The 16,789-nt window shown below is 74.4% G+C and carries 9 protein-coding genes; 6 read left to right on the forward strand and 3 right to left on the reverse strand.

What is annotated here, in order from left to right:
* Window positions 1–149 precede the first annotated feature (149 nt).
* From prfB to IG05_RS0137090, 3 genes are all read right to left on the reverse strand, one after another.
* A complete protein-coding gene (prfB, locus tag IG05_RS0137080) occupies window positions 150–1,256 on the reverse strand; it encodes a peptide chain release factor 2 (RefSeq protein WP_030348510.1) in 1,107 nt (368 codons plus the stop codon).
* Window positions 1,257–1,333: 77 nt separating this feature from the next.
* Window positions 1,334–2,557, reverse strand: a complete 1,224-nt coding sequence (locus IG05_RS0137085) for a serine/threonine-protein kinase (protein ID WP_030348511.1) — start codon at window positions 2,555–2,557, stop codon at window positions 1,334–1,336.
* A gap of 124 nt (window positions 2,558–2,681) precedes the next feature.
* On the reverse strand, window positions 2,682–4,403 hold the full coding sequence (locus IG05_RS0137090) for a serine/threonine-protein kinase (RefSeq protein WP_030348512.1): 1,722 nt from the start codon (window positions 4,401–4,403) through the stop codon (window positions 2,682–2,684).
* Between the two features lie 300 nt (window positions 4,404–4,703).
* Between IG05_RS0137090 and IG05_RS0137095 the strand changes: the two genes are divergently transcribed.
* The 6 genes from IG05_RS0137095 to IG05_RS0137120 all read left to right on the forward strand — a co-directional run bounded on the left by IG05_RS0137095 (window position 4,704) and on the right by IG05_RS0137120 (window position 16,788).
* Window positions 4,704–8,195, forward strand: a complete 3,492-nt coding sequence (locus IG05_RS0137095) for an FtsK/SpoIIIE domain-containing protein (RefSeq protein WP_030348513.1) — start codon at window positions 4,704–4,706, stop codon at window positions 8,193–8,195.
* A gap of 261 nt (window positions 8,196–8,456) precedes the next feature.
* Complete coding sequence (locus IG05_RS0137100) at window positions 8,457–9,836, forward strand: ABC transporter substrate-binding protein (protein WP_030348514.1); 1,380 nt, start codon at window positions 8,457–8,459, stop codon at window positions 9,834–9,836.
* Between the two features lie 70 nt (window positions 9,837–9,906).
* Window positions 9,907–11,187 (forward strand): carbohydrate ABC transporter permease, encoded by a 1,281-nt coding sequence (locus IG05_RS0137105; protein ID WP_030348515.1) that lies wholly within the window; start codon window positions 9,907–9,909, stop codon window positions 11,185–11,187.
* Window positions 11,184–12,092, forward strand: a complete 909-nt coding sequence (locus tag IG05_RS0137110; protein WP_030348516.1) for a carbohydrate ABC transporter permease — start codon at window positions 11,184–11,186, stop codon at window positions 12,090–12,092. The genes IG05_RS0137105 and IG05_RS0137110 overlap by 4 nt, the downstream gene beginning before the upstream one ends.
* A 155-nt stretch (window positions 12,093–12,247) precedes the next feature.
* The gene (locus IG05_RS0137115) at window positions 12,248–14,461 is read left to right on the forward strand and encodes a bifunctional glycosyltransferase/CDP-glycerol:glycerophosphate glycerophosphotransferase (RefSeq protein WP_030348517.1); all 2,214 of its coding nucleotides are present in this window, start codon (window positions 12,248–12,250) and stop codon (window positions 14,459–14,461) included.
* A gap of 125 nt (window positions 14,462–14,586) precedes the next feature.
* Window positions 14,587–16,788, forward strand: coding sequence for a bifunctional glycosyltransferase/CDP-glycerol:glycerophosphate glycerophosphotransferase (locus tag IG05_RS0137120; RefSeq protein ID WP_030348518.1), 2,202 nt, complete (start codon window positions 14,587–14,589; stop codon window positions 16,786–16,788).
* Window position 16,789: the final 1 nt, after the last annotated feature.

The following is a 16,789-nucleotide window of genomic DNA, read 5'->3' on the forward strand; positions in this document are numbered from 1 at the left end:
CCCCATTCGTCAAAGCAACGTCAAGGGCGTTGCGGGCGCAATGTCCAGTGGGGTGGCGTTTGCGGGGAGTTGAAGCCTGTGAGTGTGATGTAAAACCCAGACATAAGACAACTGCCGCCCTACGGACGGCAGTTGTCATGTCGACAAAGTTACTTCTCCTGCTGCTTGCGCCAGCGAATCCCGGCCTCCAGGAACCCGTCGATCTCGCCGTTGAACACGGCCTCCGGGTTGCCCACCTCGTGCTCGGTGCGCAGGTCCTTGACCATCTGGTACGGGTGCAGCACGTAGGAACGCATCTGGTTGCCCCAGGAGTTGCCGCCGTCGCCCTTGAGGGCGTCCATCTTGGCCTGCTCCTCCTGCCGGCGCCGCTCCAGCAGCTTGGCCTGGAGGACGTTCATCGCGGTGGCCTTGTTCTGGATCTGCGACCGCTCGTTCTGGCAGGAGACCACGATGCCGGTGGGCAGGTGGGTGATGCGGACCGCGGAGTCGGTCGTGTTCACGCCCTGGCCACCGGGACCGGAGGACCGGTAGACGTCGATGCGCAGCTCCGACTCGTCGATCTCGACGTGGTCGGACTGCTCGACGACGGGGAGCACCTCGACACCGGCGAAGGAGGTCTGCCGGCGGCCCTGGTTGTCGTAGGGCGAGATGCGCACGAGGCGGTGCGTGCCCTGCTCGACGGAGAGGGTGCCGTAGGCGTACGGCGCCTGGACGGCGAAGGTGGTCGACTTGATGCCGGCCTCTTCGGCGTACGAGGTCTCGATCAGCTCCGTCTTGTAGCCGCGCTGCTCGGCCCAGCGCAGGTACATGCGCTGGAGCTTCTCGGCGAAGTCGGCGGCGTCGACGCCGCCGGCCTCGGCGCGGATGTTGACGAGCGCCTCACGGGAGTCGTACTCGCCGGACAGGAGGGTACGGACCTCCATCTCGTCCAGTGCCTTCCTCACCGAGGTCAGCTCGGACTCGGCCTCCGCGCGGGTGTCCGGGTCGTCCTCCTCCTCGGCCATCTCGAAGAGGACCGCGAGGTCGTCGATCCGGCCGCGCAGCGCCTCCGCCTTCCTGACCTCGGCCTGGAGGTGGGAGAGCTTGCTGGTGATCTTCTGCGCCTCGTCCGGGTTGTCCCAGAGGGACGGCGCGGCCGCCTGCTCCTCGAGCACGGCGATGTCTGCCCTCAGCTTGTCGAGGTCCAGGACGGCCTCGATCGACTCCATGGTCGAGGAGAGGGACTTCAGCTCTTCGGATACATCGACGACTGCCACGGTTCCAGCGTAACGGCTGTGGCAAGCGACCTCGGCCGACCGGTCCCCGGCACCGCTCGCCCCCGCTCCCCGGTGGGTCAGGGGGCCGACGTGCTGTGGGCGGGCCGGGGTGGGTCGGAGTCCTCGCCGGAGGAGGCGAGCCACGCGCCGACGGCCACGACCGCGGCCACCACCACCCCGGCCACCCCGAGGGTCACCCGGCGCCGCCGCACCGCGGCCCGGTGGCGGGCCGAGCCGGGACGGGGCGCGCCGGGGGCCCGGGGCACGCGGGCGGTCCCGTGGGCCCCGCCGGCCAGCTCGTCCGGCCCCGGCACCCGCATCGACGTGTGCGTGTCACGGTTGGAGTCGGGCTTGGCCCCGGGGACGAGGGACACCGCCCCCCGCCGCCGTACCGGCTCCCCCTGCGGGGCCGACGGCGCGGACTCCTCGGCGGCCTCCTCGGACAGGTCCGGCTCGTCCACGTCCAGCGGGGGCATCCCGGCCAGCAGGGGCAGCTGCTCGCGCAGCCGCGCGGCCAGCTCCGAGGCGCGCAGCCGGGAGGCGGGGGCCTTGGCCAGGCACTGCACGAGCAGCTGCCACAGCTCCTCGGGGATGCCCGGCAGCGGTACGACGGTCTCCGTGACGTGCCGCCGCAGGACCGCGCCGGGGTGTCCGCCGCCGAAGGGCGTGAAGCCGGCCAGCAGCTCGTACAGGACGGTCGCCAGCGCGTAGATGTCCACGGCGGCCCGGGGCGGCAGGCCCTCCACGATCTCCGGGGCCAGGTAGTCCGGCGTACCGATGATCTTCGTGGCGCGGGTCCGCCGCGGCGAGTCGATCAGCTTGGCGACGCCGAAGTCGGTGAGCAGCGCCGGGTGGGCGCCGCCCGGCCCGAGCGGGCCCTGCATGTCGAGCAGGACGTTCTCGGGCTTGACGTCCCGGTGGACGACCCCGGCCGCGTGGGCCGCGGCCAGCGCGTCGGCGACGTCGGCGACGATCGCCACGGCCGCCTCGGGGGCGAGCCGCCGCTCCCGTTCCAGCCGGGTGCGCAGGTCGGTGCCGCGCACGAGGTCCATGACCAGGGCCAGGTCGTTGCCGTCGACGACCATGTCGCGCACGGTGACGATGTGCGGATGCTCCAGTCCGAGCAGTGCGGTGCGCTCCTGCACGAAGCGTCCGACGAGCTCCTGGTCGCAGGCGAGGTCCTCGCGCAGCAGCTTGATGGCGACGGGGCCGTCCGGTCCCTCGCCCAGCCACACCGTGCCGGCGCTCCCCCGCCCCAGGATCTGGTTCGCGGTGTACCGGCTGCCGATCTTCCGTGCCAAGACTGCTCCTACAGACGCGTGTTGTCGCCAAAACTACGCGTCCGCCGAGCCAACCTTCACCGCGGAGACGGAAATCACCCGCCAGATGTCGACAAATCTCCGAACCGAGTGCCCGAGCCGGCGATCAGTTCCCGCTGCCGGACGAACCGCTCAGGTCCTTGATCCAGCCGCCGACCTTGCCGATCCAGTCGCTCATCTGGTCCCAGTAGCCCTTGCCGGTGCCGATCCAGTCCTGCAACGGGGTCAGCTCCCAGATCAGCCAGCTCGCCACGATCAGGATGACGATCGTGAACAGGCAGCCCTTCAGACAGCCGAGACCGGGGATCTTCATCGGGTTGGCGCTGCGCTGCCGCGGGGCCCGGGGCTCCCGCGCGGGCCGCTGCGGCTCGGGCCGGGCGGGCGGCGCGTACCGCTGCGGCTGCTGCTGGGGCTGCGGTGGCGGGGCGTACTGCTGGGGCTGCTGTTGCGGGTAGCCGTAGCCGGGGGCCTGCGGCGAGCGCTGCCGGCCGCGCGGCTGCGGCTGCTGCGGGCGGGGCTGCGGGGCCTGGCGCGGCTGCTGCTGCGGCCGGGCGACCTGCCGCTGGGGCCGGCGGCGCAGCGGGTCCTCGTCCGGGTCCAGGTACTGGATCTGCGTCTGCTCGTTGCGGTCGCGGGCGGCGCGCAGCTGCGTCTGCCAGGGGTGCGGCTGCTCGGGCGGCTGCCCCTGCTGGCCCTGCTGGCCCTGGCCGACGGGCGGCAGGACGGCCGTGGGGTCCGCCGCGCCGGTGTTCGGCAGGACGGCGGTGGGGTCGGCGGCGCCGGCCGGGCCGCCGGTGTGCGGGAGGAAGCTGGTCGCGGCGTTCGGGTCGTGCTGGCCGTACGCCCCCTGCGGGGCGTTCGTCGGCAGGACCTGGGTGGGGTCGGCGGCGCCGGGCACGCCCGGGACGGCGGCCGGGTCCGGGTCCGGGGCGAGCAGCGCGCCCACGCCCTCGGCGGCGGCGATCTGCGCGGCGTTCGCGTGCACGCCGACGCCCTCGGCGACGACCCGCAGCCCGCGCGCGAGGTTCTCCGCGCTCGGCCGCTCGTCGGGGTTCTTGCGCAGGCAGCGCTCGATGACCGTCCACAGCGGGTCCGGGACGGTGGAGGGGCGGCGCGGCTCGGCGCTCAGGTGCTGGTGCAGCACCTCCAGGGCGGAGCCGCCGGAGAACGGCGGATGGCCGGTGACCAGCTCGTACAGCAGGATGCCGGCGCCGTAGATGTCGACGGCGGAGGTCTGCGGGCGGCCCTCGGCGGACTCCGGGGCGACGTACGCGGGCGTGCCGACGAACTCGCTGGTGCGGGTCAGGCCCGGGGAGTCGGCGAGGCGGGCGATGCCGAAGTCGGTCAGCATCGGGTGCATCCGGCCGCCCTGCTGCATGAGCAGCACGTTGGCGGGCTTCAGGTCGCGGTGGACGACGCCGTCGGCGTGGCTCGCGGCGAGCGCGTCGGCGATCTGGGCGGTCAGCAGGGCGGCGGCGACGGGCGTGAGGGGGCCGTTCTCGCGCAGGTAGCGGTGCAGGTCGGGGCCCTCGACGAGGTCCATGACCAGCGCCAGCAGGTCGCCCTCGACGACCAGGTCGCGGACCCGCACGATGTTGGGGTGGGTGAGCCGGAGCAGCACCGAACGCTCGCGCAGGAAGCGCATCACGATGTCCGGGTCGCTCGCCAGCTCCTCCTTCAGGACCTTGATCGCGACCGTCTCTCCCGGCTGGCCGGGCACGGCCGCCTCGGCGCCCGCGGTCTCGCGCTGGCGGGCACGCCACACGGTGCCTGTGGCGCCGCGTCCGAGCGGCGCCTCAAGCAGGTACTTGCTGCCGACTGGCCGCACGTCACGCGCTCCCTGCTGCTTGCTGTTGCTTGCTTGCCTGCATTCCGTTTGTTCCGACCCACTGTAGTGCTGCCCTCGGGAGCCCCAGGGGCTCGACGGAAAGACGCACGTCCCGGTCCACTGGTTGCCCAAACCGGACGTGACCGATCTCAACTGATCGACGGCGCTCTTGTGGTCAGGCACTTTTGCGGGCAGAGCCGACCAATCAAGATCACTTGTCACCGGGTTCCGGGCGCGCTGTCGGTGGCAGGTGCAAGGATGCCTTCCAGTACTGGCCGCCGTGCTCGTGTTGGGGTGGGGATGCAGATCCGGCTGACCGTCGTGGACCCGCTCGGCCCGGCCCCGCAGCGGGGCCGCGCCGTGAGCCGCGACGTACTGGTCACGGCGCCCGCGGGCACGGAGCTGGCCGCGGTCGCGTCGGCGCTGGCCGGGGCGGTCACCGGTGACGGCGGCACCGGCCGGGAGGCCGGCGGCGCCTCCGTGGTGCTGTACGCGGGCACCGAGCGGCTCGACCCCCGGCGCAGCACCCTCGGCGAACCGCCGCTGACGGACGGCGCCGTGCTCTCCCTCGGCGCTCCGGCGGCCCCCGAACCGCACCCCGAACTGGACGAGGCCCCGACCCGGCTGCACGTGGTCGCCGGCCCGGACGCGGGCGGGGTGCACCTGCTGCACGGCGGCCGGATCACCGTCGGCCGCTCCGCCGACGCCGACGTCCCGCTGGACGACCCCGACGTGTCCCGCCTGCACTGCGCGGTCACCGTCGACGCGGACGGCCGGGTCTCGGTCGCCGACCTCGGCTCCACGAACGGCACGACCCTCGACGGCGTACGGGTCTCGGAGCGGCCGGTGCGGGTGCCCGCCGGTGGGCTGCTGCGGATAGGCGAGTCGGCACTGCGGGTCACGCGGGCCGGGGGACCCGGGATGCGCGTGCGGACGGTGCCCGACGGAGAGGGCTGCGTGCGGGTCGTACCGGGCGCCGGATCCGCCGCGGCGCCCGCGCCGGACGCGTCGCCGCCGGCGGGTGCGAGGGGCCCTGGCGCCGTCCCCGCCGCGGCGGACGGCGGGGCAGGCGCCGGGACACGGCCCTCTCCTCCGGCCGGCGCCGGGCACCGGCCCGGCGGGGCGGGGGCCGCTTCCGGGGGTGCGGCCGCGCAGCACGCCTACGGCGCCGCCGGCTGGGACGCGGGAGCCCAGGAGCACCGGCGCGGGCCGTCCGCGGCGGTACCGGGACAGGCCGGGGCGCCGAGTGCCGAGAGCCGGAGCGGGACGGCCGGCGGGGACACCCACGCGGGGCGCTTCGGGATCGCCGGCGAGGACCCCCGGGCGGGCGGGCGCAAGGGCACCCCGGCCGGGGGCACCGACACCCCGCAGGGCGCCCGGCGGCGCGGCCTCGGGGCCTGGGCGCGCCGGCTGGCCGGCGGACGCGACGAGCAGCCGGCCGGCACGGGCGGCGGGCCGGCCGCCCGCGTCGGCGCGGCCCCGGCCGCCGGGGCCCCGCGGCAGCCGGAGACCTGGCCCGACCCGGCCGCCCTGCTGCTGACCGCGCTGGGTCCCGGACCCCGCCTGTGGGAGCGCGGGCCGGGACACCCGGAGGCGCTGGCCGTGCGGCTCGGCACGGCCGACCGGAGCGCGCCGGACGGCTCGGGCCTGCTGCCCGCGGTGCCGGTGACCGCCGCGCTGCGCGAGGCGGGCGCGCTGGGCCTGGCGGGTCCGCGCCCCCGGCTGTCCGGGCTGGCCCGCGCGGTGCTGGCCCAGCTCGCCGCGCTGCACTCCCCCGACCTCCTGGAGATCGTGCTGATCAGCGCGGACCGCTCGCGGCCGGTGGCGGACCGTACGGCCGAGTGGGCCTGGCTGGGCTGGCTCCCGCACGTCCGGCCGGGCCACGGCCAGGACTGCCGGCTGCTGCTGGCCTACGACCGCGAACAGGCGGCGGCCCGCACGGAGGAGCTGCTGCGCCGCCTGGACGACCACGCGGCGACGGGCCGCACCGCGGCCCACCCCGCCCCGCCCCGCCCCGGGAGCCCCGCACCGTCCGGCGGCACCGCCACCCCGGCGGCCCACGACCCGGCCCCGATCCCGCCCGGCGCACCGACACCGGCACCGGCACCGGCACCGGCCACACCGTCCCCCGACACCTTCACCGGGACGCCCGCCGGCCCCGGGCAGGCCGCCGCCCGGCGGCCCTCCTGGGCCAAGGACGACGTCGGCGCCGGCGGCTTCGCGGGGCCGTACACGATCGTCGTGGTGGACGGTGACCCCGGCGGCTCGGCGCTGCGGGACGCGCTGGCGCGGCTGGCCGTGGCCGGGCCGCGGGCCGGCATCCACGTGGTGTGCCTCGCCGAGACCGAGACCGCCTCGCCGGCGTCCCCGGTGACCCGGACGTACGAGGCCGCCTGCGCGGTGACGCCGACGTTCCGGCACTGCGGTGCCGTGGCCATGCTGAGCGGGGACGTCGCCGCCGCGCTGCAACTGCTCCGGGTCGCGCCCGGCGGCCCCGTCGGCACCGGAACGCTCGCCGCCGTCGACGCCGTCTCCGCCGCCTGGGCGGAACGGTTCGCGCGGGCGCTGGCGCCGCTGCGCCCGGACGGCCCGCCCGGTGAACGGCACGCGCGCGTGGCCACGCCGCTGCCCCGGTCGGCACGGCTGCTGGACGAGCTGGGCCTGGCCCGGGCCACCCCGGCGTCGCTGATGGCGCGCTGGGCGGACGCGGCCGACGACACCGAGTCGCTGGGCGGCCGGGCACGGGCGGTGCTGGGTGCCGGCCCGCACGGGCCGGTCACCGCGGACCTCGTGGCCGAGGGCCCGCACCTGCTGGTCGAGGGCCCCGCCGGCAGCGGCCGTACCGAGCTGCTGCGGACCGTGGTCGCCTCGCTGGCCGCCGCCGAGCGCCCGGACCGGCTGGCCATGGTGCTGCTCGACGGCCGGGACGGCGTCGGCACGGGTGCCGGGCTGGGCGAGGGCCTGCGCGTGTGCACCGACATACCGCACGTCACCACGCACCTGATCGCCAACGACCCCGTGCGCATGCGGGAGTTCGCCCAGTCGCTGACCGCCGAGCTGAAGCGCCGGGCGGAGCTGCTGGGCCGGGCGGACTTCGCCCGGTGGCACGCCGGGCAGGAGGTGTCCGGCCGGATGGTGTCCCAGCGTACCCCCGCCTCCGGTCACACCGGTCCAGCCTCCGGTCCCGCCTCCGCGTCCGGTGACATCGAGTCGCCGCCCAGCTCCACCCTGCGCCTGCGGCCGGGCGCGGCGGCCCGGCAGCGGGCCGCCGCCGCACCGCCGCTGCCCCGGCTGGTGGTGGTCGTCGACGACCTGGACGCGCTGGTCTCCCCCGCCCTCGGCTCGCCGGGCCGGCCCGCCGCCGGCTCGGTCATACGCGCGCTGGAGGCGGTGACCCGGGACGGCGAGCGGCTCGGCGTGCACCTGGTGGCGGCGACCGGGGCCGGCGGCCGTACGGCGGAGTCCGAGCCGGCGCGCCGGGCAGCCCTGCGGATCACGCTGGACGCCCCGCAGCCGGGGCCGGACCAGCCGGCGCCGGGCCGGGGCACGCTGGCGTACGGGGACGGGCGGACCGTGGGCTTCCAGGGCGGCCGGGTGACGGGCCGTATCCCGCGTACCGCGACCCAGCGGCCCACGGTCGTCCCGCTGGACTGGCAGCGTATGGGCGACCCGCCGGCCCGCCGGCCCGTGCGGGAGCTGGGCAACGGCCCGACGGACCTGGCGCTGCTGGCGAGCGCGGTGGAGCGGGCCGCCCGCCAGGTCGCGGCGGCGGAGGTCCCGTCCCTGCTCTGAGCGCTCCGGCGGCCGCACCCGGGCGGTACGACGGTCCCCGTCACCCTTCCAGGTGAACCCGCCGTCTCCGGGGCGGGACCACCCCGCCCCGGCCCCCGCGAACCCGCACGCATACACCCCTGGTCACGAGCCGGTCACGATGAGCCGGTGGACCCGGCAGGCGCTCTTGCCCGCCCGGAGCGGCCCGGCGTACACCGGACCGCACGGGACAGAGTTCTGACGTTCAACTGCGTTCAACGACGAACGACGAACGGGGAAGTGATGCACAGCGAGAGCAGCACGTTCCGGACACACAGGGCCGTCACCACGTGCGCCGCACTGCTCGCGGGAGCGCTCGCGCTCTCCGCCTGCTCCGGCAGCGACAAAGACAAGAAGGACAGCGGGGACACGGGCGGCGGAGCCACCACCTCCACCGTGACCCTGCCGAAGCTGAACGGCGCCCATCTGGAGGTGGCCGCCGTCTGGACCGGTGCCGAACAGGCCAACTTCAAGAAGGTGCTCGCCGAGTTCGAGAAGCGGACCGGCGCCAAGGTCACCTTCGTCCCCGCGCAGGACCCGATCATCAACTTCCTCGGTTCGAAGATCGCGGGCGGCCAGCCGCCGGACGTCGCGCTGCTCCCGCAGCCCGGCGCCATCAAGCAGGCGGTCGACAAGGGCTGGGCCAAGCCCCTCGGGCCGGAGGCCGCCAAGGAGCTGGCCGAGAACTACGCGCAGGGCTGGCAGGACATCGGCAAGGTCGGCGGCAAGCAGTACGGCGTCTACTACAAGGCCGCCAACAAGTCGCTGATCTGGTACAACGCCAAGGTCTTCGAGAACGCGGGCGCCAAGGAGCCGAAGACCTGGCAGGACCTGCTGACCGCCTCGCGCGCGGTGTACGACTCGGGTGTCACCCCGTTCTCGGTGGCCGGCGCGGACGGCTGGCCGCTGACCGACTGGTTCGAGAACGTGTACCTGTCCCAGGCCGGCCCGGAGAAGTACGACCAGCTGGCCCAGCACAAGATCAAGTGGACCGATCCGTCGGTGAGGCAGGCGCTGACCACCCTCGCCCAGATCTGGGGCAGGAAGGACTACCTGGCCGGCGGTCAGAGCGGCGCGCTCCAGACGGAGTTCCCGCAGTCGGTCACCCAGACCTTCACCGGCGGCGACCAGCCGAAGTCCGCGATGGTGTACGAGGGCGACTTCGTGCAGGTCAACATCGGGGAGACCAAGGCGAAGGTGGGCACGGACGCGAAGGTGTTCCCCTTCCCGGCGGTCGGCTCGGCCGCGCCGGTGGTCTCCGGCGGTGACGCCGCGGTGATCCTGAAGGACTCCAAGGCCGCGCAGGCCCTGGCCACCTTCCTCGCCTCCCCGGACGCGGCCACGATCCAGGCGAAGCTCGGCGGTTACCTCTCCCCGAACAAGAACGTGCCGGTCTCGTCGTACCCGAACGCGGTCCAGCAGAAGATCGCCAAGGCGCTCATCGCGTCCGGCGACGACTTCCGCTTCGACATGTCCGACCAGGCCCCGCAGGCCTTCGGCGGGACGCCCGGCAAGGGTGAGTGGAAGGACCTCCAGGACTTCCTGAAGAACCCGAAGGACGTCGCGGGTGCCCAGGCGAAGCTGGAGAAGGACGCGGCCGCGGCCTACGGGAACGGGGGCTGATCCGGCCATGGCGTCGGCAGCGGCGGCCGGGGCCCCACCGGGCCCCGCCGCGCCCCGCGGTCGCAAGAGCGTGACCGGCACCCGCAGGACCGTGGCAGCGTTGTTCCTGCTGCCCGCGCTGGTGCTGCTCGGCGCGCTCGTGGTCTACCCGATCGGGTACTCGCTCGTCCGCAGCTTCTACAACGCCTCCGGCGACGGCTTCGCCGGCTTCGACAACTACACGGCGCTCTTCACCGACGACGGCATCCGCACCGCCCTGAAGAACAACGTGCTGTGGGTGGTGTTCGCGCCGACGATCGCCACCGCGCTGGGCCTGGTCTTCGCGGTGCTGACCGAACGGGTGCGCTGGGGGACGGCGTTCAAGCTGGTCGTCTTCATGCCGATGGCGATCTCGATGCTGGCCGCCGGGATCATCTTCCGGCTGGTGTACGACCAGGACCCCGACAAGGGCGTCGCGAACGCGGTGTGGGTGGGCGTGCACGACACGTTCGCGCAGTCGTCGGCGTTCCCGAAGGCGCACCCGGGCCGTGACTCGCCGCTGCGGCCGGACCAGGGCGGCTTCGTCACCAAGGCGCCCGTCCGCGCCGGACACCCGGTGACCCTGCCACTGGTCGGTGTCGCCCCGGACCAGCTGCCGGACGACGCCGGGAAGGCCGCCGCCGCGCAGGCCCGGCCGGGGAAGGTCACCGGCAGCACCTGGCAGGACTTCACCCGCGGCAAGGGCGTCGGCAGGCTCGGCGCGCCGGATCCGTCCGAGGTGGGGTACGCCGGGATGCGGATCGAGGCGGTGAAGGACGGCAAGGTGGTCGCGTCCACGAAGGCGTCCGGCGACGGCACCTTCACCCTGCCCGCAGCGGCCGACGGGGCGCTGCTCCGGCTGCCCGCGGGCAACTTCAGGGAGCCGTACAACGGGGTGGACTGGCTCGGTCCGGCGCTCGTGACGCCGTCGATCATCGGGTCGTACGTGTGGATGTGGGCGGGCTTCGCGATGGTGCTGATCGCGGCCGGGCTCGCGGGCGTGCCCCGGGAGCTGCTGGAGGCGGCGCGGGTGGACGGCGCCACCGAGTGGCAGGTGTTCCGCAAGGTCACGGTGCCGCTGCTGGCGCCGGTGCTGGCGGTCGTGGCCGTCACCCTGATGATCAATGTGCTGAAGGTCTTCGACCTGGTGTTCATCATCGCGCCGGGGTCCTCCCAGGACGACGCGAACGTGCTCGCGCTGGAGCTGTACCGCAAGGGCTTCGCGGAGGACCAGCCCGGCATCGCGAGCGCGATCTCGGTGTTCCTGCTGCTGCTGGTGATCCCGGTGATGCTGTTCAACGTGCGTCGGCTGCGGCGGGAGGTACGGCGATGACGGCGACCGCCGGAAGCATCGGCAAGGCCGAACCGGTTGGGGCGGTGCGGGCGAGGCGGTCGGTCGGCTCCCGGATCGTGGAGCGGCTGGGCGGCGGGCTCGTCCGGGTGGTCCTGATCCTGGTGGGCCTGTTCTGGCTGGTGCCGACCATCGGCCTGCTCCTCTCCTCCCTGCGCACACCGCAGGACATGAGTGCGAGCGGCTGGTGGACGGTGTTCACCAAGCCGTCCCAGCTGACCGTGGACAGCTACCAGCGGCTGCTGGAGAACTCCGACATCACCAACTCCCTGGTGAACACGGTGCTGATCACGGTCCCGGCGACCGTGCTGGTCGTGGTGATCGGGTCGCTGGCCGGGTACGCGTTCGCGTGGATGGAGTTCCCGGGCCGGGACTGGTGGTTCCTGGGCGTGGTGAGCCTGCTGGTGGTGCCCGTGCAGGTCGCGCTGATCCCGATCGCCGAACTGTTCGGCAGGATCGGGCTGTTCGGGACGATTCTCGGGGTGATCCTGTTCCACACCGGCTTCGGCCTGCCGTTCGCGGTGTTCCTGCTGCGGAACTTCTTCGCGGAGATCCCGCGCGAGCTGCTGGAGGCGGCCCGGCTCGACGGCGCCGGTGAACTGCGGCTGTTCGCCCGGGTGGTGATGCCGCTGGGCGGGCCGGCGATCGCGAGCCTCGGCATCTTCCAGTTCCTGTGGGTGTGGAACGACATGCTGGTGGCGCTGGTGTTCACCAAGTCGGGCACCCAGCCGATCACGGTCGCGCTGCAGACGCAGGTACGGCAGTTCGGCAACAACATCGACGTGCTGGCGCCCGGCGCGTTCATCTCCATGGTGATCCCGCTGGCCGTGTTCTTCGCGTTCCAGCGGCAGTTCGTGTCCGGGGTGATGGCCGGAGCGGTCAAGTAGCCGCGCCGCAGGGCGGTTTGCGAGGGGCGGGCCGTCGGCGGCCCGCCCCTCGTCGTCCGTCCGGCGTCCCCCGAATGCCGTACGGGCCGTAACCAAGTGGCTCCCCGGGCCGTTGCCGGGCAGAACGCCCGCGCCGACCGACCCATGGATGCCCCTTGCCCAGGTTCAGTGTCATTGTCCCCGCGTACAAGGTCCAGGCGTATCTCCCCGAGTGCCTGGACTCGGTGCTCTCCCAGTCGTATCCCGATCTGGAACTGATCGCCGTGGACGACTGCTCGCCCGACGCCTGCGGCACGATCATCGACGAGTACGCGGCCCGGGACGCGCGGGTGAAGCCCGTCCACCTGGCCGCGAACCAGGGGCTGGGCCGGGCCCGCAACGCGGGCATGGCCGAGGCGACCGGTGACTACCTGGTCTTCCTGGACAGCGACGACACCCTCACCCCGGACGCGCTGCGGGCGGTCGCCGACCGGCTCAAGGAGACCGGGGACCCGGACGTGCTGGTCTTCGACTACGCCCGCACCTACTGGGACGGCCGCGAGGTGCGCAACCAGCTCGCCGCCCAGCTCACCGAGCAGGGCCCGGCGCCGTTCCGGCTGGAGGACCGGCCGGGGCTGCTGCGGGTGCTGATGGTGGCCTGGAACAAGGCCTGCCGGCGGGACTTCGTCGAGCAGCACGGCTTCCGCTTCCCGCCGGGCTACTACGAGGACACCCCCTGGACCTTCCCGGTGCTGCTGAGCGCGCAGTCGCTCGCCACCCTGGACCGGGTGTGCGTGCACTACCGGCAGCGCCGGCAGGGCAGCATCCTCGGCACCACCAGTGACAAGCACTTCGACCTGTTCGAGCAGTACGACCGGGTGTTCGCGTACGTCGCGGAGCGGCCCGAACTGGAGCGCTGGCGCCCCGAGTTGTTCCGGCGGATGGTCGACCACTACATGACGGTGTTCACCAAGCCGGGCCGGCTGCCGCGCGGCAGCCACGGCGCGTTCCTGCGCCGGGCCCGCGCCCACTACCGCCGCTACCGGGTGCCGGGGGCGCGCCTGCGGCCGCGGCACGCCCTGGTCCGCTTCGGGCTGCACCGCACGTTCCGGGCGCTCCGGCTGGCCGCGGCCGTCCGCCGCGGGACGCTGAGGTGCGCGGTGAAACTGGTCCGCGCCGCACGCACGGCCGCCCTGCGGCTGCACTACCGGTGCCAGCTGCGGCTGCCGCTGCGCTCCGACCGGGCGGTGTTCGCCGCCCGGGAGGGCCGCGGGGACCCGGCCGCGCTGGCTGAGGCGTTCCGTACGCACGTGCCGCGGGTGAGCACGGCGTGGGTCGCCCGGCCCGGCCAGGAGCACGCCGTACCGGCGGGCCCGCGCCGGCTGCGGCCCGGCACGGCCGCCTACTGGACGGCGCTGGCCCGCTCCCGCTACCTGGTCAGCGACGCCGGCTTCGAGGGGCGGCTGCGCAAGCGGCCCGGGCAGGTCTTCGTGCAGACCCGGCAGGGCACCCCGCTCGGGTACGCGGGCCTCGACCTGCTGGAACGCCCGGCGGCGGCCCGGGACCTGGACCCCGCGGAGCTGCTGCGGGGCGTCGACCAGTGGGACTACGTCCTGTCCGGCAACCGGCACGCCACCCTGACCTGGGAGCGCGTCCACCCGGGCGGCTACACCACGCTGGAGTACGGGCTGCCCCGCAACGACGTCCTGCAGCGGGCCACCGCGGCGGACGTGGCCCGGCTGCGCGCCGCACTGGGCGTCCCGGAGGGCGCGGTCGCGATCCTGTACGCGCCCGCGCACCGCGACCACCGGCGCACCCAGGAGCCGCTGCTCGACCTGGAGCGGATCGTGCGCCGGCTGGGGCCGCGCTTCGTGGTCCTGGCCCGCACCGGCATCCCCGTGCGGGGCACCCGGATCATCGACGTCTCCGGCCACCCGGACCCGGCGGAGCTGTGTCTGGCCTCCGACGCGCTGCTCACCGACCACGCGCCGGTGGTGTTCGACTACGCGGGCCTGGACCGGCCGATCGTGGTGCACACCGAGGACTGGGCGGCGTACGAGGCGGTCCGCGGTCTGTACCTCGACCTGCGGGCCTTCCCGCCGGGCGCGGTGGCGCGCAGCGAGGACGAGCTGATCGACATCTTCGCCACCGGCCACTGGTGCGGCTCGCGCTCGGCGCAGCTGCGGGCGGCGTTCCGGGAGCGGTTCTGCCCGTGGGACGACGGGCGGGCCGCCGAGCGGGTCGTACGCCGGGTGGTGCGGGGCGAGACGGAGCTGCCGCCGGTGGTGCCGCTCGCGGACCGGAACCCGGCGCCGGCGGCCTGCGCACGGTCGCCGCTGGCCACCGTGCCGCAACCTTCCGGTCCCCTTCCCGTCACCGAGAGCCGCTGAACACCGTTGGTCCTTCCGGGAGTTCCCATGCCCCTCGGCTCGACGCGGCCCACCCCGAGCCGGCCGTCCACCTGGCGCCCGGCGGGACGGCCCGGCCGCGTCCGCAAGACGACAGAAAGAACAGAATGCCCCGCTTCAGCATCATCGTCCCGTCCCACGGGGTCGCCGGCCGGCTGTCCCAGGCGCTGGACTCGGTCCTCGGCCAGTCCTTCGGCGACCTCCAGCTGATCCCGGTCTGCGACGCCCCCGACGCCCCGGCCGCCGAGGTCGCCGCCGGGTACGCCGGGCGGGACTCCCGGGTGACCCCCGTCCACTCGCCGCCGTCCGCCGGGCTGAGCGGGGCGCGCAACACCGGGATGCGGGCGGCGACCGGCACCTACCTGCTGTTCCTGGACGGCGACGACCTGCTGCTGCCGGGCGCGCTGGCCGCGCTGGACGCCCGGCTCACCGAGACCGCCGGTGTGGACGTGCTGTACACCGGCCACGAGCGGGTCCCCTGGTGGGAGGGCGAGCCGGCGTACCCGGCCGCGCCGCTGCTCGCGGGGGCCCCGAAGGGCGCCTTCGCCCCCGCCGAGCGGCCCGCGCTGACCGGGGTGCAGCTGCCGGCGTGGAGCGCCGTCTACCGCCGCGCCTTCCTCACCGAGCACGGACTCGTCTTCCCCGAGGGCCACTTCACCGACCTGGGCTGGGGCGGGCTGGTGACCGTCGCCGCGGGGCGGATCGCGGTGCTGCGCCGAAGCGTCGTACGGCACCGGCTGCGCCGGCAGGGCAGCCGGCTCAACCTGCCCGGACCGCACCAGCACACCCTGCTGGACCAGGTGGAGCAGGTGCTGGTGCGGGCGGCCGGCAGCGGGCTGCCGGCCGAGCGGACCGGGCCACTGTTCGACCAGCTGTTCTCCGTGGTGCTGAAGACGGCGTCCCGGCCGGAGCGGCTGCCCGCCGGGCACCGGGCGTTCTTCCGCCGCGCGGCCCGGCTCTACCGGCGGCACCGGCCGGCCGGGCACCGGGTGCCGGGCGGCAGCCTGGGGGGGCAGCACCGGCTGCTCGCGGCGGGCGCGTACACCGCGTTCCGTGCCCTGCGCGGCGCCAACCGGGCCGCCGACGGCGCCGTCGGCCGGCTGCCGCGCCCGCGACCGCTGCGCACCCGGCTGCGCTACCTGCGCGACCTGCGCCGCCCGCTCGACCCCGGCCTCGCGGTGTACTGCGCCTACTGGGGCCGCGGGTACGCCTGCAACCCGGCCGCGATCCACGCCAAGGCCCGCGAACTCGCCCCGCACATCCGCTCGGTGTTCCTGGTCGAGGCCGGCCAGGAACACGCCGTACCGGAGGACGTCGAGTACGCGGTGATCGGCTCCCGGCGCTACTGGGAGGTGCTGGCCCGCGCGAAGTACCTGGTCAACAACGCGAACTTCGCCGAGGGCGTGGTCAAGCGGCCGGGCAGTGTGCACCTGCAGACCCAGCACGGCACGCCGCTGAAGACGATGGGCGTGGACCAGGCGACGTACCCGGTGGTGGCCGCGCAGTCCGGCAGCTTCACCAAGCTGCTCGGGCGGGTCGACCGCTGGGACTTCAACCTGTCGTCCAACCGGCACTCCACCCAGATGTGGGAGCGCGCCTTCCCCGGCTCCTACGAGCACCTGGAGTACGGCTATCCGCGCAACGACGTCTACTACACGGCGACCGCGGGCGATGTGGCCCGGATCCGCCGCGAACTCGGCGTCCCGGAGGGCAGCACGGCCGTGCTGTACGCGCCGACCCACCGCGACCACCACACCGGCTTCGAGCCCGGCCTGGACCTGGAGGCGTTCTGCGAGGCGGCCGGCGAGGACGTCGTCGTGCTGCTGCGCGCCCACTACTTCTACGACCTGGGCCGCTCCCGGACCTCGGACCGGATCATCGACGTCACCGCGCACCGCTCCTCCGAGGACGTGTGCCTGGCCGCGGACGCGCTGGTGACCGACTACTCGTCCATCATGTTCGACTACGCCAACCTGGACCGGCCGATCGTGGTGTACGCCGACGACTGGGACGTGTACCGGGAGACGCGAGGCGTCTACTTCGACCTGTTGGCCGCGCCGCCCGGACCGGTCGCCCGCACCCCGGAGGAACTGGCCGCCGTCTTCCGCGACGGCTCGTACGCCGGACCACAGGCCCGGGCGCTCAGAGCCGCGTTCCGGGAGCGGTTCTGCCAGTTCGACGACGGGCGGGCCGCCGAGCGGGTGGTCCGGCGGGTGCTGCTCGGCGAGCCGCCGGAGGCTGCTTCGCCGGTGATCCCGCTCGCGGAACGCGTCCCCGCCCCCGCCGCCGCGACCCTCGTGAGGAGCTGAC

The organism is Streptomyces sp. NRRL S-1022, from assembly GCF_000720135.1.
Taxonomy (GTDB): Bacteria; Actinomycetota; Actinomycetes; order Streptomycetales; family Streptomycetaceae; genus Streptomyces.